Origin of the sequence: Motilibacter deserti, from assembly GCF_011250635.1 — a bacterium.
Lineage (GTDB): Bacteria > Actinomycetota > Actinomycetes > Motilibacterales > Motilibacteraceae > Motilibacter_A > Motilibacter_A deserti.
Map to the genome: position 1 here is coordinate 39353 of NZ_JAANNP010000006.1, position 25028 is coordinate 64380.

Sequence of the window (25028 nt, forward strand, 5' to 3'; positions counted from 1 at the left end):
ACGCCATGACGACGAAGCGCCCCACCTCGCGCCTGCTCCCGCTGCGCGACCCTCGCTGCCGGCTGGCCGCAGGGATCACGGCCCTGGGCGCGGCCCTCGCTGTGCTGGCCGGCCTCCTCCCGGCGGCGGCCGGGGCGGCGGCGGAGTTCTCGCTGTCCTACAGCCTCTCCGCCCAGCGCACGAGCCCGGCGGCGCTCGCCGGCGCGAGCCTTCCCGACGGCAGCGTCTACATCTTCACCACCCCCTCGACCGGGGTGCGCGAGGTGCGCTTCTACCTCGACGACCCGGAGCGTACGAAGGCGCCGCGGCTCGTGGAGAAGGGGGCGCCGCACGACTTCGCCGGCACCGCCAAGGACGACACCGCGCTGCCGTTCGACACCAGGGCGCTCTCGGTCGGCACGCACACCGTGACCGCGGAGATCGTCCCGACCACCGGGGCGGCCCAGGTCGTGTCGGCCGCCTTCGCGAAGACAGCCCCCGCGCCGGCCCTCACCGTGAGCCCCGCCTCCCTCGCGCTCTCGGCCCAGCAGGGCAGCGCAGCGCAGACCGCGAGCTTGGCGGTGTCCGGCCCCGCTGTCGACTTCTCCGTCGCGTCCTCCGCCTCGTGGCTGCGGGCCTCGAGCGCGAGCGCGACCGCGCCCGCCTCGCTGACGCTGACGGTCGACCCCTCCGCGCTGCCTGTGGGCACGGCCACGGCCACCGTCACCGTCACGGCCGCCGCGCGGCAGCCGGTCGTCGTCCCCGTCAGCGTGACCGTCACCCCGGTCGCCGCAAGCGGGATCTCCGGTTCGCAGGTCGTGTTCAGCAAGAATGCGAAGCGCACGTCGCCGGTCCCGCTCAACGGCGCGACGGTCTCGGGGCTCGTCTACCCGTTCCTGTCACCCGACGCGGGCGTCACGTCGGTCTCGTTCTACCTCGACGACCCGACGGGCGCCGGGCAGCCCGTCCGCGTGGACACGACGTCGCCCTTCGACTACGCGCCGGGCTCGGTCACGCACGCGTCCGCCCCGCTGGACACCGCCGCCCTCGCCGACGGGGCTCACACGATCACCGCGAAGGTCACGGGCGCCGACGGCGTCACCACGGCGACCGCGGCCTTCACCACGTCCAACGGCACCAAGGCGCTGTCCTGGGCCGTGCCGACCCTTGCCGTCAGCGCGGAGGCCGGCGGTTCCGCCACCACCTCCCAGGTCGAGCTCACGGCGGCGGCGGGCACGACGGCGACGCTGACCAGCGACGCGTCCTGGCTGCGCGCGCCGGCGTCGGCCACCGCAGGCGCCGTCGCGGTGACCGTCGACCCCGCCGGGCTGGCCGCCGGCACCCGGACCGCGACGCTGCGCGCTGCCGCGCCGGGCGCGGTCGATGCGGTCCTGACCGTCACGCTGACCGTCCGCGCACCGTCCCCCGTCCCCGTGCTCGTCGCGGACCCCGCCGCGGTCTCGGTGACGGCCGAGGCCGGCAGCGGCCAGGTCACCCGGTCGGTCGCGCTGTCCGGGGCGTCGGCATCCTTCACCGCCTCGTCGTCGGCGCCGTGGATCACGGTCACCCCGGCAGCCGGTACGACGCCGGCAGCCCTCGCGGTCACCGTCGACCCCGCCGGGCTCCCGGTCGGCACGTCCAGCGGCAGCGTCACCGTGACGGCGCCGTCGCTGCCGCAGCTCGTCGTGCCGGTGACGGTCGAGGTCCCCGCCGGCCCCGGAGACGCCTCCTACTCGGTCGTCTACAGCAGCAACGCCAAGCGCACCGCACCGGTCGCGCTCGCGGGCGCGGCGCTCAGCGGCAGCGCGGTCTACCCGTTCCTGTCCCCGGACACCGGCGTGACGAGCGTGTCCTGGTACCTCGACGACCCGGCCGCGGCCGGCGAGCCGGTGCGCGTGGACGCCACGAGCCCCTTCGACTACGCCCCGGGCTCGGTGACGCACTCGTCCGCGCCGTTCAACACCGCCAAGATCCCGGACGGGCCGCACACCATCACGGCCAAGGTCGAGTCCGCGGCCGGCGTCAAGCTCGTCGCCGCCTCGTTCACCACGTCCAACGGCACGAACGCGCTGACCTGGTCCGCCCCCTCGATCGCCTTCTCCGCCGACCAGAACGGCGCCGCCGTCGGCGGCGAGGTGCAGTTCGCCGCCCAGAAGCCCGGCACGACCGCGACGCTGGTCAGTGACGCCCCCTGGCTCCGGGTGCCGGCCACGGTGACGGCGCCGGGTCCGGTGCAGCTCGTGGCCGACCCGGCCGGGCTCACCCCGGGCCACTTCACCGCCACCGTGCGCGCCAGCGCGCCGGGCGCGTTCGACGGGGTGCTGACCGTCGAGCTGACCGTGGGCGACACCGGCGGCTGCAGCCCGGTCGCGTGCGACCTCATCAAGATCGACACGCCCTACAACCTCGCCTGGCGCTACGACGGCGGCGCCATGCTCGACCGCGACGGCCTCGGCACCGGGTTCACCACGATCCTGAAGAAGGATTCCGGCGACTCCTACCGTCGCGACCTGCTGGACGTCGACCTGGAGACGGGGACGCTCGACGTCACGACGACCGCGGGCCGACCGCACCTCGGCGACAACGACCAGGACAACATGGTCGGCGTCGGGTTCGACGGCGACAGCGAGATCGCGACCATCAGCGCGACCATCGCCGGGATGCCCGCGACGACCGGCAAGTACGAGCAGGCCGGGGTCTGGTTCGGCTACGGCCAGGACAACTTCGACCGCATGGTCATCGCGTCCACCCCGAACGGCCTGCGCTTCGAGCACGTGCTCGAGGTCGCCGGCGTCGAGGTCTCGCGCAAGAACTCGCCCATCACCACGGTTGCCTCGGACCAGCCGGTGCAGCTCGCCATCAGGTCCGACCCGACCAAGCGGACGGTCACCGCCTACTACAAGGTGGGCGACGCAGGGCTGACGCCGCTGTCGACCTTCACCGCGCCGGGCGAGTTCTTCAGCTTCGACGCGGCCGGCATCGACCCGCGCGTCGGCACTCGCAGCTTCGGCGGCATCCTCGCGACGCACCGCAGCGCGACGACGGCCGTGACCTACCCGTTCTCGTCCTTCAGCGTGGGCGGCGAGTTCGACATCGCGGGCAACCCGGACTACCCGCTCACCCGCACGTCCTACGACGTGCCGTTCCCGAGCGCGATGGCCATGGGCCCGGACGGCAAGCTCTACGTGCAGAGCATGTTCGGCAAGATCTACGTGCTCACGCTCGACGCTGCGCACAAGGTCGTCGACAGGCAGGTCGTCGGAACGCTGGGCACGCGGATGGCGCTCGGCCTCACCGTCGATCCGGCCTCGACCGCCGACAACGTGATCGTGTGGGTCGCGCACTCCTCACCCGTGGTGGACGCCGGCGAGGTGGACTCGGGCGTCGTGACGCGGCTGTCCGGCCCCGGGCTGACCGAGCGGTCCGACGTCATCACCGGGCTGCCGCGCTCGTTCGCCAACCACAGCACCAACGGGCTGCACTTCGGCCCCGACGGGCTGCTCTACATCGCCCAGGGCGGCAACACCGGCGCCGGCGCGCCCAACACCGCCAAGACCGAGTTCAGCGACCGCGGTGAGCAGCCGCTGTCCGGGGCGCTCCTCGTGGCCAACGTGAAGGCGCCCGGTTTCAACGGCGCCTGCGCCGACCCGGCCGACATGACCAGGTCCGGCCTGGCCTGCGACGTCAAGACCTTCGCGACCGGTCTGCGCAACACCTACGACTTCGTCATCCACTCCAACGGCAAGATCTACGGGCCGAACAACGGCCTCGGCGTCGTCGGCAGCTACCCGCCCAGCCCGACCGCGCCGTGCACCGGCATGGGCGACACCCGCCCCTGGAACTCCGGCGGCAACAACCCCGGCCTGCAGAACGACGACCTCAACCTCATCGAGGAGGGGCGCTACTACGGCACGCCCAACCCGACCCGGGGCGAGTGCGTGTTCAAGAACGGCAGCTACCAGGGCGTCGCCCCGGCCCCGAACTACACCCCGCCGATGTTCGACCTCGGGCCCAACCGCTCGGCCAACGGGATCATCGAATACACCGGCAGCGCGTTCTGCGGCCAGCTGGACAAGTCGCTGCTCATCACCAACTACAGCGTCGGGGACGACGTGACGCTGGTGCAGCTGGCGGCCGACGGGCGCAGCGTGACTTCCGCGAAGCGGCTCGTGGGCGGCTTCAAGGACCCGCTGCCGATCGTGCAGGGCCCGGGCGGGTCGATCGTCGTCGGCGAGTTCGGCGGCAACAAGGTGACGATCCTCGAGCCGCAGGACATCGGCTGCTGGTCCACCGCGCCCGCGCTCCCGGAGAAGCTGCTCGACTCCGGTGCCGGCGTCATCGGCTCGACGATGTACCTCGTCGGCGGCAAGACCGAGCGGGCGCACTCCAACCGGCTCTACGCCTACGACAGCGCGACGAAGTCCTGGGCCCGCAAGGCGGATCTGCCGGGCGCGGGCGTGGAGAACCCGGCGGTGACCACGCTCGAGGGCAAGCTGCTGGTCTTCGGGGGCTCCACCGACGCGTTCAGCGGCGCCCAGTCGGCCTCGTGGTCCTACGACCCCACTGCTGACGCCTGGACGGCGCTCCCGGCGCTGCCCACCGCCCGCGGCGGCGCGGGGGCCGCGGTCCTGGACGGCAAGGTCTACGTCGCCGGCGGGATGACCGAGGACGGCGCGTCGACGGGCGTCGTGGAGGTCTACGACCCAGTGACGAGGACGTGGTCCGCCGCGCCGGCCCTTCCGACCGCGCGCGACAACCCCGGCGTCGCGGCGCTGCGCGGCTCGCTCTACGTCTTCGGTGGCCGGACGCGGCTTGCGAGCGGGGCGACCTCGGTCGCCACGCACACGACGGTGGAGGCGTACGACCCGGCGTCCCGCACCTGGTCGGCCAAGGCCCCGATGCCCACGGGCCGCCGCACGATGGCGACCGCGGTGGTGGACGGCAAGGCGGTCCTCATCGGCGGTGAGGTCGCCCCCGACGGCAGTGCGTTCGACGTCGCCGAGCAGTACGACCCGGCGGCCGACGCTTGGCGCGTGCTACGCCGGATCCCGACCCCGCGCCACGGCGCATCCGTCGGGGTGGTCGACGGGCAGGTGCACGTCGTGGGCGGCGGGCCGTCGGGTGGCTTTGCCTTCACCGACGCGCACGAGGTCCTCACCCTGCCGGCCGGCTGAGCGGGCGGGTGGGCAGCGGCAGGGCCGCGGCCGGAGGGCAGGCCTCGGTAGCCTCCGGCCGCATGGCCGACGAGGTGCCCGACGCGCTCGAGCGCGGCAGCCTGCGTCCCGCGCTCGGGCGCCGGGCCGCTCGCGGCCTGGTCGTGACCATGGGCGGGCAGTGGGGCCGGCTCGTCCTGCAGACCGCCTCGACGGCGGTCCTCGCCCGGCTGCTGCTGCCGGGCGACTTCGGCCTGGTCGCCATGGTCGTCGCGGTCACCGGCCTCGCCGAGCAGGTCAAGGACCTCGGCCTGGCGGCCGCCACGGTGCAGCGCGACAAGCTCGAGGACCGCCAGGTCACGGGCCTGTTCTGGGTCAACGCCGCCCTGGGCGCGGTGCTGGCCGCGGTCGTGGCGGCGTGCGCGCCGCTCGTCGCGGCGTTCTACGGCCGCCCGGAGCTCACCGGGCTCACGCTGGTCCTGGCGCTCGGCTTCGTCGCCGGCGGCCTGTCGGTCCAGCACGCGGCCCTGCTGCAGCGCCGGCTGCGCTTCGGTGCTCTCGCGACGAGCGAGACCGGGGCGTTCGCCATCGGGGTGGTCGCCGCCGTCACCGCGGCGGCCGCCGGCGCGGGCTACTGGTCCCTCGCGGTGCTCCCGCTGGCCTCGGCGTGGGCACGGACCGTGTTGCTGTGGGCCTTCTGCCGCTGGCGCCCGGGCCGCCCGCGCCGCGACGCGGGGATCCGGGAGCTGCTGTCGTTCGGCGGCGGGGTCAGCACGTTCAACCTGTTGAACTACGTCTCCCGCAACGCCGACAACGTGCTGATCGGCAAGGTCAGCGGCGCGACCTCGCTCGGCCTCTACTCCCGGGCCTACACGCTGCTCCTGCTGCCGCTGCAGCAGCTCAACGGGCCGCTCGCGTCCGTCGCGGTCCCGGTGCTGTCGATCCTGCGCGGCGAGCCGGCCAAGTACCGAGCGTTCTACCGCTCGGCGGTCGGCGGGCTCGCGCTCGTCGGCATGCCGCTCGTCGTGCTCCTCGTGGTCTGCGCGCCCGAGGTCATCGCGGTGCTGCTCGGGCCGGGTTGGGACGGCGCGGTGCCGATCTTCCGCGCGCTCGGGCTGGCGGGCGTCGTGCACGTCGTCGGCAACACCAACGGCTGGATCTACGTCTCGTGGGGCTCGACCGGCCGCATGGCCCGCTGGGCGCTGGTCAGCCGGCCGCTGATGGTCGTGTCGATCGCGATCGGGCTGCCCTGGGGGCCGCTCGGCGTCGCCGTCTCGTACGCCGTGGGCCAGCTCGTCCTCGCCGTGCCGGGGTTCGCCAACGCCGTGCGCGGCACGCCGCTGACGCTGGGCGACGTGGGCGGCGCGGTCTGGCGCCCGGCCGCACTGGCGGCCGTCACCGGTGGCGTCGCCGCCGCGCTGCAGGCCCTCGTCGACGGGCCGCCGCTCGCCGTCCTCGCGGCCGTGGGCGTCCCCGCCGTGCTGGTGCACGCCGGCCTGACCTGGGCGTGGCGCCCGACACGTGAGAGCGTGCGGCTCGTGCTCGCGCAGCGGGGCCGCAGGTGACGCCCCGGAGCGGGCAGCGCCTGCGCGTCAGCGTCGTCGTCCCCGTCTTCGACCAGTGGGAGCACCTGGCCGGGTGCCTGCAGGCGCTGGAGCAGCAGACCCTCGGCGCGGAGTCGTTCGAGGTGCTCGTGGTGGACAACGGGTCCTCGACCCCGCCTCCGCCGGCGATGCCGGGGCAGCGGCTGCGGTTGCGGTGGCTGCAGGAGAGCCGTCCCGGCTCCTACGCCGCGCGCAACACCGGGCTGCGGGCGGCCGGCGCGGACGTCCTCGCCTTCACCGACGCGGACTGCCGTCCGGCACCGCGGTGGCTCGAGGAGGGGCTGCGGGCCCTGGACGGGCCGCCGCAGGTGGACCTCGTCGGCGGGTCGATCACGCTCTTCCCGGCGCGCCCGGACCGGCTCTCACCGGTCGAGGCCTACGAGCTGGTCAAGGCCTTCCCCCAGGAGCGCTACGTCGACCAGCTGCGGTTCGCAGCCACGGCCAACCTCTTCGCCCGCCGGGCCGTCTTCGACTCGGTGGGGGAGTTCGAGGAGCGGCTGCGCTCGGGCGGGGACCGGGAGTTCGGCCAGCGCGCGGCCCGGGCGGGCCACTCGTGGCGCTACGCCCCCGCGGCGGCCGTGCGCCACCCGGCCCGCCGCACCTTCGGCGAGCTCGGCAGCAAGCTCGCGCGCGTGGTCGCGGGCAGCCGTGACGCGCGCGAGCTGGCCGGCAGCCCGCTCGTGACCGTCGACGAGGTGGTCCGCGGGCTCGTCCCGCCGCTGGGCGCGGTGCGCCGCGCGCGGGCCGACACGCGGCTGCCTCGCCCGGCCGACCAGGCGGGCTACGTGCTCGCCGAGTTCTACGTGCGCTATGTGGGCACGTGGCTGCGGCTCAAGTCGCGGGTCTCCGGGCGCAGCCCGCGGGCCTGAGGGGGGCGTACGGCTCAGCCCTTGCCGGTCTTGCCGGGCACCTCCGCCCCGGAGGCGAGCTTGTTGTCCTCCCACACGGTCCCCTCCGGGATGGCGACCCGCGGCCCGTATCGGAAGTCGCCGCCGAAGACGTTGTGCCGGAACACCACTCCCGTCACGCTCTTGGCGTCGGAGTCGCCGAGGTAGACGGTGTAGTTGCCGCCGTTGAGGTAGTTGTCCTCGACGCGGACGTCTGTGACCGTGCGCTCGGAGCCGGCGCTGATGATGTACGCAGCATTCATGAAGTCGCCATCGGTGAAGACGTCGATGGTGTTGCGCCGGATGACGATGCCCGTGCCGCGGATGCTCTGGATGCCGTCGTTGTGGGTCCCGGGCTTGCGGGACAGGCTGTGGATCCAGGAGTCCTCGATGACGGAGGAGTCCCCGGCCCGGACGCCGTCCACGGTGCTGTGCACGTTGACCCGGCGCAACGTGAAGCGGGCGAAGCCGACGCCGATGCTCGTGACGCCCATGCCGTCGATCTCGGTGTCCTCGAGCAGCAGCCGGTCGACGCCGTCGTCGGCGCGTACGGCGGGCAGGTCGTCGGCGTCGCAGCGGATGCGCGAGCGCTTCACGGTGACGTCGTCGGCCTTGACGCGCAGGCAGCCGAGGTCGAGGCCGTCCAGCACCGTCCCCGGCTCGGTGACCTCGACGACGTCGGAGGGGCGCAGCTCGACGTCCGGGGGGACCCCGGTGTTGTCCGGGCCGGGGCGTCCGGCCGGACGGGGCGCCGACGGCGGCAGCTGGCTCTGCGCCGGGGAGGCGCTGGGCCCCGCCGCGTCGTCGACGGGCTCGCGCGAGCTGTCGCGCAGGAGGAAGACCCCCGCGACGACGCCCGCGCCCAGCACGAACGCCACGATCGCGACCACGCCCACCAACAGGCCCGGACCTCGGCCTTGCTGCACCCTGCCCTCCCGTCATTGGGACCCCCTGGTCCCAACCTACGAGAGACGCGCCGCGTGCCCGCTTCTCATCGCACCGGCAGGCCGGTGTCGTGCCACACGTTCGACCGGTCCCAGTCCGTCTCGCCCGTGAGCGCGCTGAACGCCCCGTAGCGGTAGTCGCGGCCGAACCGGTTCCCGCGCAGCACCACGTTGGTGACCGGGTGGGCCCCACCGGCGCCGAGGTAGACGGTGAAGTTGCCGCCGTTGAGGAAGTTGCGCTCGAGCAGCACCCCGTCGACCGGCCCGCCGCTGGCGCCCGCACTGATGATGAACGCGGCGTTGTGCGGGTCGCGGTCGTCGGCGTCGTAGGGCAGCAGCGTGTTGTGCCGGAGCACGATGTTGCTGCCCTTGAGCGTCTGCACGGTGTCGTTGTGCGAGCCCGGCGTCCGCGCGAGGTCGTGGATGAAGGAGTCCTCGATCAGGACGTTGCCGTCGGCGCGGACACCGTCGACCGCGTCGTGGAGGTCGACCCGGCGCAGGGTGAAGCTGTTGCAGCAGATGCCGACCGAGGCCGTGCCGTTGCCGTCGATCTCGGAGTCCTCGATGACGAGCCCCGAGTAGCCCGAGTAGAGCCGCACGGCGTAGCTCGACGCCCCGTTGGTCATGCGGCTCCGGCGGATCGTCACGTCGTCCGCGCGGATCGTCACGGCTCCGCTGATGTCGAGCCCGTCGAGAACGGTCCCGTCCTTGGTGACGGTGAGCCCTCCGGTCACCTTCGTCAACGCGGTGCCAGCCGGGACGCCCGTGGTGCGGGCGTCGGGGAAGCCCGAAGGGCTGTTCGGGTACGTGGGCGTGGGGGTCGGGGTGGGGGTGGGGGTCGGTGTGGGCGTCGGGGTCGGTGTGGGCGTCGGCGTGGGCATTGGGGTGGGGGCGGGCGTCGGGGCCGGCGTGCGCGGCGGCGTCGTCACCGGCGCGGAGGCCGCGTCGGCGAGCACGGTCAGCGTGGCGGTCTCGACGACGCGCTTGCCCTTCACGGTGAGCACCACGGTCACCGTGTGCGCCCCGGCCCGCAGCGGGCGCAGGTCCCAGGGCTTGGCGTTCGGGGTGCCGCCGGCGAGGTCCCAGGGAGCGGCGTCCTCGACCTGGGCCGGAGTGCTCTTGGTGCTGGGGTCGTCGATCCAGAACGACGCCGCCGTGACCGACGAGGACGTGGGCACGAAGACGTACACCTTGCCCTTGAGCTTGGCGCCGTGCAGCGGGACCGCCGCCGACTTGTCCGCGTTGACGCTCACCTTGAGGTACGGCGTAGCCGCGCCCGCGCCGGGAAGGCCGGCGCCTGCTCCGGCTGCCGCGGCCGCGAGGGCGAGGGCTCCGGCCAGGAGGGGGAGGTGGCGGGGGCGGGCACGGTGCGCGTGGGCATGGCTGGGCATGGTCAGGTCTCCGCAGAGGTCGGCCGTGCTCGAGTCAGGACGGGTGCTGGGCGGTCGGCAGCCCGTCCCCCAGGTGCGGGCGCGCGACAGCCGCACGTGCACAGCCGTCAGCTCCCCAGCCGGATGCCGACGACCGCAACCTAGTGCGGGTGACGGCCCGTGTCACCCGAACGGATCAATTCTCGGCGACGGCGGACGTGAGCACGACGCGACGAGCCCGACCCCTGTCGAAGGGCCGGGCTCGCTGCGGAAGGTGCGTCAGCGCACCGGCAGGCTGTTGTCGTTCCAGACGTTGGTGGCGTCGAACGCGGTGTCGGCGGCGAGCGCGGTCACCGGGCCGAAGCGGAAGTTGCGGCCGAAGCGGTTGCCGCGCACCTGCACGTTGGTGACGGGGTGGACGCCCCCCTTGCCGAGGTAGAGCGTGTAGTTGCCACCGTTGAGGTAGTTCTTCTCCAGCAGCACGTTGTCGACCGGTCCGCCGCTCGTGCCGGCGCTGATGATGAACGCGGCGTTGTGCGGGTCGCCGTCCGCCGCGCTGTAGGGGAGCAGCGTGTTGTGCCGCAGCACGATGTTGCTGCCCTTGAGCGTCTGCACGGTGTCGTTGTGCGAGCCGGGCGTACGGGCCAGGTCGTGCACCCACGAGTCCTCGACGAGCACGTTGCCGTCGGCGCGGATGCCGTCGACCGAGTTGTGCAGGTTGACCCGGCGCAGGGTGAACTTGTTGCAGCAGATGCCGACCGAGGCCGTGCCGTTGCCGTCGATCTCCGTGTCCTCGATGACGAGGCCGGAGAAGCCCGAGAACAGCCGGACGGGGTAGTTCGCCCCGCCGTTGGTGATCCGGCTGCGGCGGATGGTGACGTTGTTGGCCTTGACGTTGATGGAGCCCGCGACGTCGAGCGCGTCGAGAACGGTGCCGGCCTTCGTCACGGTGATCCCGGCGCTCTTCGTCAGCTTCGTGCCGGCGGGCACGCCGGTGTTGGCGGCGCTCGGGTAGCCCGCGGGCGGCACGGCGGCGAGCGCGGTGTCGGCCGCGGCGGGGGCCGAGACCGTCGCAGGGGCCGTGACGACGCTGGTCGGGGTGGTCGGAGCGGTCGCGGGCGTACCGGCTCCCGACGCCGCCACGGCAGCGACAGGGGACGAGACGTTGACCGTCGCGGTCTCGGTGACCTGCTGGCCGTTGACCGTGAAGCGCACGGTCACGGTGTGCGGCCCGGAGGGGAACGAGCGCAGGTCCCACGGCTTCGCGCTGGTGGCCCCACCGGCGAGGTCCCAGGGCGCGCTGCTCTCGACCTGGTCCGGCTTGCCGGCCGCCGCGGCGTCGTCGATCCAGAAGGACGCGGTGGTGGCGCCGGTGACGGCGGGGACGAAGACGTACACCTTGCCCGAGAGCGTCTGCCCGGCCAGCGGGACGCTGCCGCTGCGGTCGCTGCTGGCACTGACCTGCAGGTACGTCGGCGCGGCGTCGGCTGCTCCGGCCTGCGTCGTGGCGAGCGCGCCCGCCGCGAGGGGGAGCGTCAGCGCGACGGCGAGAGACCGACGGCCGCTCGTGCCGAGGACGGACGGGCGGGGAAAGCGGGTCATGAAGGAATCTCCGAATAAGGGCTGACTGGCTCCGATGGAAGGTCCATCGGGGCCCGGGCCCTTGTTCCTGAAACTCGGAGAGTGCTTCTCACCCGTCCGGACTATTGCCGACCGTGAGGAAGTCGTGATCCAATTGCCGGTTCGTCCCGCTGTTGCGCCGAACGGGTTGCGGCGATGTGCCGGCCGTCATAGCCCGGCTACGGCTTGACCGCCACGATCGACTTGATCAGCCCGCCGATGCGCTCCTTGTGGATCTGGGAGCCGGGGAAGTAGTAGCGCAGCTCCGTGATGCTCGAGAGCTCCACGCCCAGGGCGTCGCGCACCGCGCCCCGGTCGTCGTCCGGGCGCGTGTGCACGAGCGGCCAGTGCCGGGCGATGCGGGACCGCGCGGCGAGCGGGAGGAACTGCATTCCGGGAAAGAGCCAGTGCGGCTCGACGGGGAAATAGCGGTACGGCGTCTGCACCCAGTGCCGGGGAGCGAGCGTGTGCACCGACTCGGCAAAACGCTGGCGCCGGTCGTGCCCGCCGACGTGCTCGAGCACGGAATTGGAGAACACGACGTCGAAAGCCCGCCCGCGCACCTGGGTCGGGAGCTCGCAGGCGTCGCCGTGCTCGACCCGCAGCCAGTCCTCCTCGGGCAGCTCGGGCTGCTGCTCCAGGTTGATCACGAGGACGCTGCGCGGGCGGACGGGTGCGGCGGCCCAGGTGGACGTGCGCCCGCCGAGGTCGATCACGTCCATGTCCGCGAGGTCGGGGAAGAGGTCGCGCACCAACGCGGCCCGCCGGCTGCGCGCCTGCTCGCCGAGGGAGCCGGGGCTCTCGACGAGGCGACGGCGGACCGTGCCGCCGATGCCGGCCCGGCTCATGCGACGCCGTCCAGCTCCGGGCGGCGCGCGACGACCCAGGTCGCGACCGGCCACTTCGGCGAGTTCTTCGTGGCGGCCCAGTGCAGCGGGTGGCGCGGGGAGCGCGGGACAGGCGTCTTGCGCAGCCCGAGGCCGGCGACCAGCCAGACGTAGGGGTTGCCCCAGCCGCCGCACTCGACGACCTCGGCGTCCTTGCCGACGAGGAGCGCGAGCGCCTCGGGGGTGAAGCGCCAGAAGTCCCCGGGCCAGGCGTGGACCGGGTTGATGAAGCAGGTCGTGTGGACGGCGACGCCGCCGGGACGCAGCACGCGCAGGGTCTCGGCCATCGCCGTGAACGGGTTGCCCTCGATGTGCTCGAACACCTGGTCGCTGACGACGAAGTCGAACGAGGCGTCGGCGTAGGGCAGGGACAGGATGTTGACGTCGGGGTAGTCCGCTTCGGTGATCGCGGTCCCGTCCAGGCCGAGCACGGTGCAGAGCTGGGTCGACCGGCTGATCGACAGCGTCCGGGCCGCGGGCGAGGGGCGGAAGCCCCGGCCCACCTCGGCGAGCCGGTCGTACATCACGAACCGAGTGATGTGAGCGCCCCGCTCCTGGCCGCGGGAGCTGAGCTCCACGGCACGGCGGGCCAACGGCTTCACGAGCTTGCGCACGGGTCTCTCCCAAGGCGGCGTTGCGGTGCGGACGGTCAGGAGGCGTCGCTGCGCTCGCGTGGCGCGGCGTGCTCGACCACGACGGCCGGGCGGCGCATGCGGCGCGCCCGGATGCGGCGGGCGGTGCCGACGAAGGAGCTCGCCTTCTCGCGCGGCGTCAGGTCCCGCAGCCACGAGCGGAAGGCCGGCATGTGTGCGTAGCGCGGCGCGGGCAGGCCGAGCAGCCGCATCGTCGTGATGCGCCCCCAGACGGCGCCTCGGGTGCGGACGAGGTTGGGCTGGCTGCGCGGCAGGACGTCGTTGCCCACGCGCTCGAGGACGAGCGCCCCGGAGGCCCGCGCGGCCGCCACGGCCTGCCGGCCGCGCTCGGTGCGCACGACGACGAGGCTGCGCCCCGGCTCGCCGGGCTCGATCTCGCGGTACCACGGGTCGCCCACCGCCACGTCGGCGAACTCGCCGGTGTGGTCGAGGCAGACGTGGCACCGCCACTGGCGGTGCCGCTGCAGGATCGCGCCCCACGAGTCCGCGTAGGAGAAGCGCGCTTCGTGGAACTCGCCGTCCCTCGTCCCGGTGGCCACGGCCTCGCCGGGCCAGCCGTTGCCGCGGTAGCGGACCGACTCCACGTCCGAGGGGTCCGCGAAGCCCATCGCACGCACGAGCTCGAGCGTCCCCGCCGTCGACGGGGTGCCCGCGCAGAAGACGCCGATCGTCAGGGCGAGCCCGGCCTGCAGCGCCGGCCGGACGGCCGTCGCCTTCGCCGCGCCGGCGACGTCGCACGGCTTGCCGATGAAGACGTAGGGGCTCGACCCCACCGCCCCCGCCCGCTCCGCGGTGCCCAGCCCGTCGGCCGGGCTCGCCGGGGCGTAGCGCGACCCGGCCCGGGCGAGGAGCTCCTCGCGGGTGGTGCTGACGACCGTCTCGTTGAGCAGCGGCGCGTCGGCGCGCGCGGCGGTGTGGATGACGCCGGCCGCGCCGCCGGAGCCCACCAGGTGCAGCGCGAGGGCGCTGGCCGCGCCGCCGCTGGACCCGGCGAACCGCAGCTCGGGGTCGCCCGCGTACCCCTCCCAGACCTCGAGGACCGGGCCCCAGCCGGGAAGCAGGCCGGGGTCGGCGCCCGCCGGCACCGACCCGGGGTCGTGGGCGAGGGCGGCACCGGGGCAGGCGCGCAGCGCGGCCTGCGTCGAGGGCGACCCGGACGGCAGCAGCTGCAGCGGGCGTCGCCCGGCCGCGAGGTCGTCGACCATGCGGACCGCGTCGGGCGCGACGAAGGCGCACGTGCCGCAGCCGGAGCAGAGCCGCCCCTCGGCGACCTCGGTGATGTCGCGTGGCGCCCCGGGGCGCAGCCCGCGCCGACGCCCGCTCACCCGCCGCCGCCGCGACCGACGAGCCGGCCGGCGTGCCGCCCGCTCTCCGCCACGCCGACCACCTCCTCCATCTGGCTTGCCGCCCGCCGGGCGACCTCCTGCACCGACCGTGCCAGCTCGCCCCGGGCGCTGTCCCGCGCTTCCCACGATGCGAGCAGCGCGTCCAGCGCGGTCGCGTCGTCCACGCGGCGCGCGTCCACGACGCCCGCTGCGGCGCCCACCGACGCGAACACCCCGCGGAACTTCATGCTGTAGGCGAGAGCCGCCGTCGGGACGCCGGACGACAGCGCTCCGATGGTCGCGTGCATGCGGGCGCCGGTGAACCAGGACGTCCGCGAGATCACCCACTTGGCCTGCGTCGCGTCCATGGGCCCGGTGACGACGTGCACCCGGTCCCGCCAGCGCTCCGGCAGCTGGGCCGCCAGGTGCAGGCACGCCCCGGTGTCTGACTCGACGGGCGCGTCCGGGCCGACCAGTCCGGCCGGCCCGAGCACGTGCGGGACGAGCAGAACGCGCGCGCCCGCGGCGCAGAGCCGCTCGACGAACGCGCGCACGACGGCGGGGTAGTCGACGGACAGCCCGTAGCGCGCCGCGGCCGTCGGGTCGTTGTAAAGCAGGCCGCTCACATTGACGCCCGCGACCGGCGCCCCGTCGCCGTCGACGAACCGCTCCACCGCGTCCGCGACCGCGTCGTCCGGGCGGCGCACCGGCAGCGCGAACGCCATGTCGACGCCGAGCCGGTGCCGCTGCGGGTCGTACTCGTCCCCGAGCAGCTCGCGCAGCGCGTCGTGGCTGTCGCTGTCGCGCGCCCACGCCGCGTGCGCCGCACGCACCACCCGCGCCGCCTTGGCCCGCATGGCCGGGTCGGGGAAGGGGCCGTACGTCTGCGGCAGCAGGACCAGCGGCCGGCCGGCCTGCAGGGCGAGCAGCTTGGGCAGCAGCACGGTGCGGAACCGGAACTCCCCGTACGTCCCGGCGAAGCTGTCCCCGCCGCTGACGTCGAGCACGGCGTCGGCGCCGCGGACCAGCCGGGCGCCCACGCTGCCCGCTCCGCCGAGCCGGAGCGCGAGCCGCATGCGGGCGTAGCTCTCGGGGCGGTCCAGCCGACGGCTGTTGCGCGCGCCGCAGAGCCGGTACGCCGCCGCCCGCCCGTCGGCCAGCTCGAGGGCCGCGGGGCGTACCCCCCACCCGTCGTCGAAGGCGACGAGCCGCGCGTCGGGGCGGCGCTCGAGGACACCGTGCAGCAGCGAGAGCCGAAGCGCTCCGACACCGAGGTTGTAGGCGGTGCCGGGCGTGCCGAACAGGCAGGCGCGCAGCGGGCCATCGGTCACGGGCAGCACCTCGGCATGGGGGCGCCGGCACGGCGGGTCGCGGCGCCGGTCGGGGGCGGGAGGGGCCTGCTGGCCGGCCCGGCGGAGGGTCACGGCCGGAGCACGCACAGACCCAGGCGGGGGAAACTACCAGAGGAACGCCCTCCCGATCCGGGGCTGGATGGCAGGCTGTTCGCCAGGAAGCCGGACGTCATCGAGGAGGAACGCGTGGACCTGTGGCAGTTGACGGTTCTCGTGCTGCGCAGGTGGTACGTCGCCCTTCCCATCGCCTTCCTCGCCGTGTTCGCGGCGGCGCTCGCCGGCAGCCGGATCCAGCCGGAGTACGCGACGACCGCCCGGGTCCAGATCACCTCGCCCAACGTCACCCTCGTCGGCGGCCTGGGCGCGCTCGCACCGGACGAGTCCGGTGACGACGTGCAGGAGGTGACGATCAACCCCTTCCTCTCCGCCGGCGCGCAGACGATGGCGCAGACGATGGAGTTCAAGATGGGCAGCCAGGAGGTCCGCCGCGAGGTCGCAGCCCGCGGCGGCGCGGGCGGCTACACGGTCAAGGCGCAGACCCGGACCCCCTTCCTCCAGCTGAGCGTCGTCGCCGACAGCGCCGGCCAGGCCGTGCGGACCGCCGAGGTCTTCGGCCAGGTCCTCCGCCGCGAGCTCGAGGCGCTCCAGGACGCCAAGGGGTCGCCGGAGATCCAGCAGTTCACCGTCACCGACCTCGCGGTCGGCGAGACCCCGAGCGCGGGCAAGAGCGGGCTGCGCAAGGTCCAGGCCATCGTGCTCGGCGTCGGGCTCGCGCTCGCCGTCGGCCTCGCGCTCGCGGTGGAGGGCGTGGCCCGGGCCCGGGCGCAGCGGCACGCCCGGCGCCGCGCCCTCGCGGGCCTCGGCCCCGACGACCGCGCCGACCCGGCCCGCGCCGGTGCGCCGGCGCCCGGCGGGGACGAGCCGGTCGTGCTCCCGCGGCGGCCGCACGCGGGGTCGTGGCACTGACCGGGCCAGCGGCCGGACCCCTCCTGCCCGCCCGTCCCGGCCCGCGCCGGCCGGCGGCCGACCGCCCCCTCCTGCGCGACGCGACGGACGCCGGGGTCGTCGTCGGCGCGCTCGTCCTCCTGCTCTACGCCCTGCCGCCCCGGCTGGTCGTGTCCGGGCTCGGCGCCGCCGGCCGCCCCGCGCTGATGCTCGGCTTCGGGTTGTTCGCGTGGTGGTGCGCGATGCGGCTCGTGCCGGGGCTCGCCGCCCGCGGCCGGCAGCCGGTCCGCTGGGCGCTCGCCGCGTACCTCCTGCTCTATGTCCTGTCCTACGCCGCCGGCTACGACCGTGGGCTCGACGGCGTCGAGGGGCGCAGCGCCGACCGCGGGCTGCTCGTGACCGTGGCGCTCGTCGGCACCGCGCTCGTCGTGGCCGACGGCGTGCCGACGCGGCGCTCCCTGGACCGGCTGCTTCGCACGCTCGTCCTGGCGGGCGCGGGGATGTCGGTCGTGGGCGCGCTGCAGCACGTCGCGGGCATCGACCTCACCCGCCACATCGTCGTACCGGGCCTGTCCCGCAACGGGACCCTCATCGGCATCGGCGCCCGCGGCTCCGGGGACCTGTCGCGGGTGGCGGGCACGGCGGGGCACTACATCGAGTTCGGCGTGATCCTCGGCATGCTGCTGCCGCTCGCGCTGCACTACGCGCTGTTCGCCCGCAGCGGCCGCGAGCGCCGGTGGCGCTGGCTGCTCGTCGTGGTCATCGGCGTGGGCGTGCCGTTCTCCATCTCCCGCTCCGCCGTCCTCGCGCTCGTGGTGGGGCTCGTCGTCGTCATGGCGCCGTGGCGGCTGCGGGCGCAGGCCAATGTCGCCATCGGCGCCCTGGTCGCCCTGGTCGCCGTGCGGGCCACCCAGCCCGGGCTGCTCGGCACGATCCGGTCGCTGTTCACCAACGCGGGCAACGACCCCAGCATCCAGAACCGCACGAGCGACTACGCCGCGGTCTCGGGCTACATCTCCGAGCGCCCCTGGCTCGGGCGCGGGCAGGGCACGTTCCTGCCCGACCGCTACGTGCTGCTCGACAACCAGCTGCTCGGCACGCTCGTCAGCGGCGGCGTGCTCGGGCTGGCCGCACTGCTCGTGCTCTTCGCGGTCGCGTTCAGCCTGGCGCGCCGGGCCCGGCGCACCGCGCCCGACGAGCAGGCTCGCTCGCTCGGGCAGGCGCTGGCGGCGGCGGTCGCGGTGGGCCTCGTCGCCTCGGCGACCTTCGACTCGCTCGGCTTCACGACCTTCGCGATGACGTTGTTCCTCCTCTTCGGCGCGACCGGCGCGCTGTGGAGGCTGACGCGAGGCCCGGCCGCCGCCGGCCGCGCGGACGAGCCCGTGCCGGACGTGCCCGTCCTCCGGGAGCGGCCGCTGCTGCGCCCTCTCGCAGGGCAGGCCGCCCGATGAGCGCGGGCGCGCCGCGGTCGGTGGACATCCTCATGATCACCTACAACAGCGCGGACTACGTGTCGCTCTCGCTGCCGCGCCTGCTCGCGTCCTGCGACGAGCACGCGCGCGTGTGGCTGTGGCACAACGGCGACGACGAGGCGACGCTCGAGGCCGTGCGTGCCCACGCCGGCGACCCGCGCGTGCACCGGTTCCACCACAGCCGCGAGAACGTACGGCTGCGCACGCCCACCAACTGGCTCTGGGCCGAGGGCGACGCCGACTTCGTGAGCAAGGTCGACGACGACTGCCTCGTGCAGCCCGACTGGCTGGAGCTGCTGCGCCGGCCCTACGCCGACTTCGCCGGGTTCGGCGTGCTCGGGTCGTGGCGCTTCCCGGACGAGGACTTCGTCCCCGAGCTGGCCGGGCGCAAGATCGCCGAGTTCCCCGGCGGGCACCGCGTCCTGCGCAACCACTGGGTCCAGGGCAGCGGCTACCTGCTGCCCCGCCGGCTCGTCGCGGAGCAGGGGCCGCTGCGCGAGGGCCAGTCGTTCACGCAGTACTGCCTCGCGCTCGCCCGCAGGGGCGCCGTCAACGGCTGGAGCTACCCCTTCGTCCGCGAGGACCACATGGACGACCCCCGGTCGGCCCACACGCTGTTCCGCACCGACGCGGACTTCGCCCGTCGGCGGCCGCTGAGCGCGCAGGCCCTCGGAGTGACGCGGCTGGCCGACTGGGAGGAGCAGATGCGCGACTCCGCGCGCACCGCCCAGACGGCGTCGCTGGACCTGCGCGAGTACTCCCCGTGGCGCGCGCGGCGGAGGGCGCTGGCCCGACGGGTCCGCAGGTCGCTCGGCGGCCGGGCGCGCTGGTGAGGGCCCGACGCCGGTCAGCGCCGTCGACCGCGCTCGTGACGGCGGTGCGCTGCGCGCTCGGGGTGCCGGGGCAGGAGCCCGCGCTGCGCGCGGCGGTGGCGGCGCTCCACGCAGCCGGCCGTGCCGAGCTGCTCGCCCGGGCCTGGCACCACCGCGTCGGCCCCATGGTCCGGCTCGGCGTCCTGCTCTCGACGCCGTCGCCGCGGCCGGGCGACCCGGCGGCTCTGCTCGCCGCCGACCTGCGCGCGCAACACCTGGCCGCGAGCGCAGGGCATGTCCGCGCCGTGCACGACCTGGGCCTGGTCGCCGACGCCCTCGACGGCGCCGGGCTCGCGTGGGCCGCGCTCAAGGGCCCCGTCCTCGCGGCGCGCGTCTACCCGCGCGAGGACCTGCGCCCGTACGGCGACATCGACGTGCTCGTCGACCCGCTGGCCCTGGGCGCGGCACTCCGCGCCCTCGAGCGGGCCGGCTTCCAGGTGCTCGACCGCAACTGGCAGCTGCTTCGCGAGCGCGTGCTCGGCGAGCTGCACCTGCGCGCTCCGAGCGGGTCCACCGTGGACCTGCACTGGCAGCTGGTGAACCGGCCGGAGGTGCGCGCCCGCTTCCACCTGCCTACCGGGCCGCTGCTCGGGCGCGCGGCCCGGGCCGACGTCGCCGGGCGCGACATCCCGGTGCTCGACCCGGTGGACACGCTCAACCACCTGTGCCTGCACGCCGGGCTCGCCGGTGGGGACCGGCTGCTCTGGCTGGCCGACATCGCGCTGGCCGCCCGGGCGCTGCCGGGCAGCGCGGGCGCCGACGCGGGCCCGGGCGGGTGGCCTGGCATGGACCAGCTCGTGGCGCGGGCCGGACAGGCCGGCGCGGGCAGCATGGTCGCGCTGATGCTGCGCCGGGCGGACCGGCTGCTCCCGGTTCCCGGCGCGGATCACGCCGTGGCGCTGCTGCAGCCCTCGCGCCCCCTCCGCGCGACGCTCGAGGCCGTCGACCGCCTGGTCCCGGTGCAGCAGGTGCGGCGCCCCGGGTCCCTGCCGCGGACGGCCGCCCGCGCCGTGGACTCGACGCTGCTCGGCACGCTCGTCGCCGCCGTCGCCTTCCTGCGCGACCGCGCGCAGGAGCGGCTTCCCGGCCACCGGGTGCCCGGCTCGGACTGGTCCCGCTCCGTGCTGCACCCGGCGGGGGGAGCGGAGGACCGTGCCGCGTTCCTCGAGCGGGTCGCCGAGGCCGAGCGGCGCGAGCTGCAATGCTGATCGACGAGTCGCACATCGCGCTTCGCTGAAGCCCGGTTCGCCCCGCCTCGTGTCAGCCGACCGCCTCGCCGTAACGCCGGGCGAGCACGTCTGCCGCCGCGTCCCACGTGAGGTCGTCGCGCCGCCGCTGCGCTGCCTGCGCCAGCTCCAGGAGCCGCCCCCGGTCCGCGTGCAGCAGGTCCAGATGCCCGGTGAGCCCGCCGACGTCGCCGACCTCGTGGACCAGCCCCGAGACGCCGTGCTCGAGGTACGCCCCCGCCGCCGCGCTCACCAGTGGCACGGCTCCCGCGGCCTGCGCCTCGTACGTCACGAGGGCGCTGCCCTCCTCGTACGACGGCAGCAGCAGCACGTCGGCGTCCGCCAGCAGCCCGGACACGTCCCCGACGACGCCCACGGCGCGCACCCCGGGCTGCGCGAGGTCCACGGCGAGCGCCTCGGCATACCCGGGGACGAACCCGCCCGCGATAGTGAGCGACCCTGCCCGGGACGCCTGCGACGCGCGCCACGCCGCCAACGCGACGTGCAGCCCCTTGCGCGGCTCGCAGCGGCCGAGGAAGAGGGCGCGCAGCCCGCCCTCGCGGCGTCCGCGCGGGGGCGTCGCCGGCACACGCGCGGGGTCGAAGCCGTAGCGGTGCCGTGCCAGGACGGCGGGCGCGAAGCCGCGGTCGAGGAAGGTCTGCTCGACGAACGGGCTCGGCACCAGCAGCCGCGCCGCCGCGGCGTACTCCCGCTCCTCGCGCCGCAGCCGCCGCTCGTCGTAGGCGTGCGAGTGGCCGGGCTGCGCAGGCAGGTGCAGCTCCTCGCCGAGCCGCGCGACCACGGCGTACGCGTGCTCGGTATGGCAGTTCGGCACTTCCCGGAACCCGACTACGCCTTTGTCTCGCGCCGCCCGCAGGGTCCGCAGCGCCCCGAGCGGCCAGGTGTGCACGACGTCGTAGCGCCGCCTGCCCAGCAGCAGGGCGGTGGCCACCGCATCGTGGTAGGCGAGAGCCCGCTCCACCCCGCCCAGGGCGCGGTGGGGGAGCCGGAGCCCACCGGCGGAGAGGGTGCGCACGACGCGAACCCCCGGGGGGACCGGCCGCGCGGTCGCGGTCGTGACCAGGGTGATCTCGTGCCCCTGGCGCGCCAGCGCGGTCACCTGGCCGTACGCCGTGGTGCCGATCCCGGGCGCACCCCACGTGTGCGGGAAGCTGTAGAGGACCCGCAGCGGGCGCCCCTCGTCTGCCGCGCCGGAGTTCACGCGCCCATCTTGGGCCACCTGCTCCGCCGTCTCCGCCCTGGGCGGGCCGGTCAATCGTTTAGGTGCACGGCAAAACTATCCTTGACCGACGCTGACGCGCTGGCTACCTTCCCCGCGTGGGCGACACCGTGGCCGCCACCCCGGCCGCCTCTCCGCGTCGTCCATGCTCCTCCTGCTCGCGGCCTCGTCGCGAGGCCTATATATCTGTGTCGTTCGCGACACCGTTGCCTCGGCGGCCTCCGGACGCGCGATCCTGCCCGACGTCGGCTCGGTCATCACGTCACGTGGCGGTCGACGGGCGGCGCCGAGGCGCCGAGGCGGGCGTCGTGGCCGGATCGTTGCCTACCGCTGTGGGGAAGCCCTGCTTTTCGGGCTCCGCGCGCGGCCTGCGTCAGGCACGATGTGAGAAGCGCTCGGAGGATGTGACCCAGGACACTCCGGGGCTCGTCGGGGACGCCGCTGTCCCAGGTCCTGACGTCCCCGGTGCGGACCGCCCTCACCTGCTCCGTGCGCTGCGCCGCAGCACCTTCACCACTCGTCGGCGTCGCAGAGGCGGCCGGCCCGTCCGTCGGGCGGTCGTCGGGCGGTCGTCGGTACCCGGGGGGCCGCCGCCTCGTGCGACCGTGCGCGAGCGGTGCCGGGGACGGTTGGCCCGCCGTTCGGGGGACGGCTCGGCCGCCGTTCACAACATCGTTGTAACAACCGACTTTTGCAGGGACGGAAGCTCTTGACAGTCGGCGCGAACAAAGCAAGGTTGACCTGCGACGTAAGTCCGACCAGATCGTGGAAGAGGGAGACCGGCATGCGACAGCGGCGATGCTGCAGGCCTCAGAGGGTGCAGGTATCGGCATGACTGCTCCGCTGCTGCGGATGAAGGGCATCGTCAAGATCTTCCCGGGCGTCCGCGCGCTGGACGGTGTGGACCTGGAGGTCCTGCCCGGTGAGGTGCACTGCCTGCTCGGGCAGAACGGCGCGGGCAAGTCCACGCTCATCAAGACCCTGGCCGGCGCCCACACGCCGGAGGAGGGGACGATCGAGTGGCAGGGCAAGGAGGTCACGCTCTCCAGCCCGGTCGCTGCGATCAACACGGGCATCGCCACGATGTACCAGGAGCTCGACCTGATCCCCGGCCTCTCGGTCGCGGAGAACATCTGGCTCGGCCACGAGCCCTCGACGGTCGGCTTCTCCAAGCGCGGCTCCGAGCGGTCCACCGCACGCGAGATGCTCAAGCGGCTCGGCCACCCCGAGATCCCCGTCAACCGTGAGGTCGGCCGGCTGTCGGCCGCGGGCCAGCAGATCGTGAGCATGGCGCGGGCGCTGTCCCACGACGCCAAGCTCATCATCATGGACGAGCCGTCCGCCGTGCTCGACCAGGACGAGGTGGAGAACCTCTTCCGCACCATCCGTGACCTCAGCGCCTCGGGCGTGGCGGTGGTCTACATCTCCCACCGTCTCGAGGAGATCCGCGAGATCGGCGACCGGATCACGGTCATCAAGGACGGCCGCACCGTCGCGGTCAACCTGCCGGCCAAGACGACGCCGACCGACGACGTGGTCCGCCTCATGACCGGCCGCTCGGTGGAGTACGCCTTCCCGCCGCGCCAGACCGGCACGCCGCTGGCCGAGCGCAAGGAGCTCCTCCGCGTCGAGGGCCTGACGCGCAAGGGCGAGTTCAACAACGTCTCGTTCTCCGTGCGGGCCGGTGAGATCGTCGGCCTCGCGGGGCTCGTGGGCGCCGGGCGCTCGGAGATCCTCGAGACGATCTACGGCGCGCGCGCCCAGGACAGCGGCACGGTCGTCTTCGACGGCAAGACGCTGCGCCCGGGCAACGTCCCGGCGGCGGTGAAGCTCGGTATGGGCCTAGCGCCCGAGGAGCGCAAGAGCCAGGCGCTCTTCCTCGACCACCCCGTGGCGCACAACATCTCCGCGGCGACGCTCAAGCGCTACTCGAAGCTCGGCTGGCTCGACCGCCGGCGTGAGCTCAAGGACGCCGCCGAGCAGTCGACCGCGCTCGAGCTGCGCCCGGCAGGCCCGATGCGCCCCGTGCGCAACCTGTCCGGTGGCAACCAGCAGAAGGCCGTCGTCGGCCGCTGGCTGCTCAAGGGCTGCCGCCTGCTGCTGCTCGACGAGCCCACCCGAGGCGTCGACATCGGCGCCCGCGCCGAGCTCTACGCTCTGGTCCGCCGTCTCGCCGACTCCGGCGTCGGCGTCCTCCTCGTCTCCAGCGAGGTCCCCGAGGTCCTGGGCCTCGCGGACCGCGTGCTGGTCATCCGCGAGGGCCACATCGTGCGCGAGGCACCCGCGACCGAGCTCGACGAACACAAGGTGCTCGACCTTGTCATGGCCGGAACTTTGGAAGGAGCCCTCAAGTGAGGGAGCAACTGACCCCCCGCAACGAAGACCTCGGCGCTGCTGCCGGGGCGCCGGTCGCGGACGAGCACGCCCGCATCGAGCGTGCGGCTGCCGAGTCGACTGCTCCCAAGTCTGCGTTCGCCCGCCTCGCGGACAGCAGCGCCGGGCGCAACAGCGGCCTGGTGCTCGCGCTCGTGGTCATCTGCGCCATCGGCCTGATCACCAAGGGCGACACCTTCGCGACCACGGACAACGTCTGGACGATCCTGCGCCTCGCCGCGGTCGGCGGCGTCATCAGCGTCGGCATGACGTTCGTCATCATCGCCGGCGGCATCGACCTCTCGGTGGGCGCCATCGTCGCGCTCGCCTCGGTGTGGGCGACGACCACGGGCACCCAGGACATCGGCACCTTCGGCATCATCTTCACCTCCATCGTCGTGGCCACGGCCTGCGGCGTCATCAACGGCGTCCTCATCGCCTACGGCAAGGTCGTCGCGTTCATCGCGACGCTCGCGGGCCTGGCGACCTACCGTGGTCTGGCCGAGAACCTCTCCGACCGCAAGACGCAGTCGATCGACACTCCGTCGGGCTTCCTCGACTTCTTCGGCGCCGAGCCCGGCGGCATCCCGGTCCTCGTCATCATGTTCGCCGTCGTGGCGGTGCTCGGCTGGCTGCTGCTGAACCGCACGACCTTCGGCCGGCGCACGTTCGCGATCGGCGGCAACCCGGAGGCCGCGCGCCTCGCCGGCATCAACGTCAAGCGCCAGACGGTCATGCTCTACGCGCTGCTCGGGTTCCTCTGCGGCATCGCGACCATCATGATCCTGGCTCGCACCTCCGCCGGCACGAGCACGCACGGCAACCTGTACGAGCTCGACGCCATCGCTGCCGTCGTCATCGGCGGGACGCTGCTCAGCGGCGGCCGCGGCACCATCGTGGGCACGGTGTTCGGCGTCCTGATCTTCCAGACGCTCAACAACATCTTCACCCTCAACAACCTCACGACCTCGACGCAGGCCGTGGCGAAGGGCCTCATCATCGTGGCGGCGGTGCTCCTGCAGCAGCGCGTCGCGAAGACGTCCCGCAGTTAGCGCACCACCCGCACCACCCACTCAACGATCCTGCACATCGAAGCCCAGGGATCCCTGGACGCCTTCCAGCACAG

At 74.1% G+C, this 25028-nt stretch carries 17 protein-coding genes; 9 read left to right on the top strand and 8 right to left on the bottom strand.

The genetic code is table 11. The features are described from left to right. Positions 1–5: 5 nt before the first annotated feature. The 3 genes from G9H71_RS11510 (at position 6) to G9H71_RS11520 (ending at position 7605) form a co-directional block, all read left to right on the top strand. Positions 6–5153, top strand: a complete 5148-nt coding sequence (locus G9H71_RS11510) for a Kelch repeat-containing protein (RefSeq protein ID WP_166281910.1) — start codon at positions 6–8, stop codon at positions 5151–5153. A gap of 62 nt (positions 5154–5215) precedes the next feature. Next, positions 5216–6697: a lipopolysaccharide biosynthesis protein gene (locus G9H71_RS11515; protein ID WP_166281912.1), complete on the top strand. Its 1482-nt coding sequence runs from the start codon at positions 5216–5218 to the stop codon at positions 6695–6697. Next, the gene (locus tag G9H71_RS11520) at positions 6694–7605 is read left to right on the top strand and encodes a glycosyltransferase (protein ID WP_166281914.1); all 912 of its coding nucleotides are present in this window, start codon (positions 6694–6696) and stop codon (positions 7603–7605) included. Before G9H71_RS11515 ends, G9H71_RS11520 begins: the two co-directional genes overlap by 4 nt. A gap of 14 nt (positions 7606–7619) precedes the next feature. Here the strand turns inward: G9H71_RS11520 and G9H71_RS11525 are convergent, their stop codons facing one another. The 7 genes from G9H71_RS11525 to G9H71_RS11555 all read right to left on the bottom strand — a co-directional run bounded on the left by G9H71_RS11525 (position 7620) and on the right by G9H71_RS11555 (position 15753). Further along, positions 7620–8549 carry a right-handed parallel beta-helix repeat-containing protein gene (locus G9H71_RS11525; RefSeq protein WP_166281916.1) on the bottom strand — a complete coding sequence of 310 codons (930 nt, stop codon included), beginning with the start codon at positions 8547–8549 and terminating at the stop codon, positions 7620–7622. Positions 8550–8614: 65 nt separating this feature from the next. After that, the gene (locus G9H71_RS11530) at positions 8615–9958 is read right to left on the bottom strand and encodes a right-handed parallel beta-helix repeat-containing protein (protein ID WP_166281858.1); all 1344 of its coding nucleotides are present in this window, start codon (positions 9956–9958) and stop codon (positions 8615–8617) included. Positions 9959–10216: 258 nt separating this feature from the next. Beyond that, positions 10217–11539, bottom strand: a complete 1323-nt coding sequence (locus G9H71_RS11535) for a right-handed parallel beta-helix repeat-containing protein (RefSeq protein ID WP_166281918.1) — start codon at positions 11537–11539, stop codon at positions 10217–10219. 197 nt (positions 11540–11736) lie between these two features. After that, positions 11737–12405, bottom strand: coding sequence for a class I SAM-dependent methyltransferase (locus G9H71_RS11540; protein WP_166281920.1), 669 nt, complete (start codon positions 12403–12405; stop codon positions 11737–11739). After that, positions 12402–13058, bottom strand: coding sequence for a methyltransferase domain-containing protein (locus G9H71_RS11545; RefSeq protein ID WP_331272920.1), 657 nt, complete (start codon positions 13056–13058; stop codon positions 12402–12404). Before G9H71_RS11545 ends, G9H71_RS11540 begins: the two co-directional genes overlap by 4 nt. Positions 13059–13093: 35 nt before the next feature. Continuing rightward, positions 13094–14422, bottom strand: coding sequence for a Coenzyme F420 hydrogenase/dehydrogenase, beta subunit C-terminal domain (locus G9H71_RS11550; RefSeq protein WP_331272921.1), 1329 nt, complete (start codon positions 14420–14422; stop codon positions 13094–13096). Then, positions 14419–15753 carry a polysaccharide pyruvyl transferase family protein gene (locus tag G9H71_RS11555; protein WP_166281922.1) on the bottom strand — a complete coding sequence of 445 codons (1335 nt, stop codon included), beginning with the start codon at positions 15751–15753 and terminating at the stop codon, positions 14419–14421. Before G9H71_RS11555 ends, G9H71_RS11550 begins: the two co-directional genes overlap by 4 nt. A 207-nt stretch (positions 15754–15960) precedes the next feature. Here G9H71_RS11555 and G9H71_RS11560 point away from each other — a divergent pair, with 207 nt between their 5' ends. The 4 genes from G9H71_RS11560 to G9H71_RS11575 are packed head-to-tail and all read left to right on the top strand — an operon-like array spanning position 15961 to position 20271. Further along, the gene (locus G9H71_RS11560; RefSeq protein ID WP_166281924.1) at positions 15961–16740 is read left to right on the top strand and encodes a hypothetical protein; all 780 of its coding nucleotides are present in this window, start codon (positions 15961–15963) and stop codon (positions 16738–16740) included. After that, on the top strand, positions 16731–18170 hold the full coding sequence (locus tag G9H71_RS11565) for an O-antigen ligase family protein (protein WP_166281926.1): 1440 nt from the start codon (positions 16731–16733) through the stop codon (positions 18168–18170). Before G9H71_RS11560 ends, G9H71_RS11565 begins: the two co-directional genes overlap by 10 nt. Then, positions 18167–19024, top strand: a complete 858-nt coding sequence (locus tag G9H71_RS11570) for a glycosyltransferase family 2 protein (RefSeq protein ID WP_166281928.1) — start codon at positions 18167–18169, stop codon at positions 19022–19024. The genes G9H71_RS11565 and G9H71_RS11570 overlap by 4 nt, the downstream gene beginning before the upstream one ends. 35 nt (positions 19025–19059) lie before the next feature. Next, on the top strand, positions 19060–20271 hold the full coding sequence (locus G9H71_RS11575; RefSeq protein ID WP_166281930.1) for a nucleotidyltransferase family protein: 1212 nt from the start codon (positions 19060–19062) through the stop codon (positions 20269–20271). Between the two features lie 52 nt (positions 20272–20323). Here the strand turns inward: G9H71_RS11575 and G9H71_RS11580 are convergent, their stop codons facing one another. After that, on the bottom strand, positions 20324–21511 hold the full coding sequence (locus G9H71_RS11580; RefSeq protein WP_166281932.1) for a glycosyltransferase family 4 protein: 1188 nt from the start codon (positions 21509–21511) through the stop codon (positions 20324–20326). Between the two features lie 849 nt (positions 21512–22360). On the opposite strand from G9H71_RS11580, the gene G9H71_RS11585 reads away from it, so the two are divergent. Next, the gene (locus tag G9H71_RS11585) at positions 22361–23884 is read left to right on the top strand and encodes a sugar ABC transporter ATP-binding protein (RefSeq protein ID WP_231134651.1); all 1524 of its coding nucleotides are present in this window, start codon (positions 22361–22363) and stop codon (positions 23882–23884) included. Continuing rightward, entirely contained in the window at positions 23881–24954 is a 1074-nt protein-coding gene (locus G9H71_RS11590; RefSeq protein ID WP_331272922.1) for an ABC transporter permease, read from the top strand. Before G9H71_RS11585 ends, G9H71_RS11590 begins: the two co-directional genes overlap by 4 nt. The last annotated feature ends 74 nt before the right edge of the window (positions 24955–25028 follow it).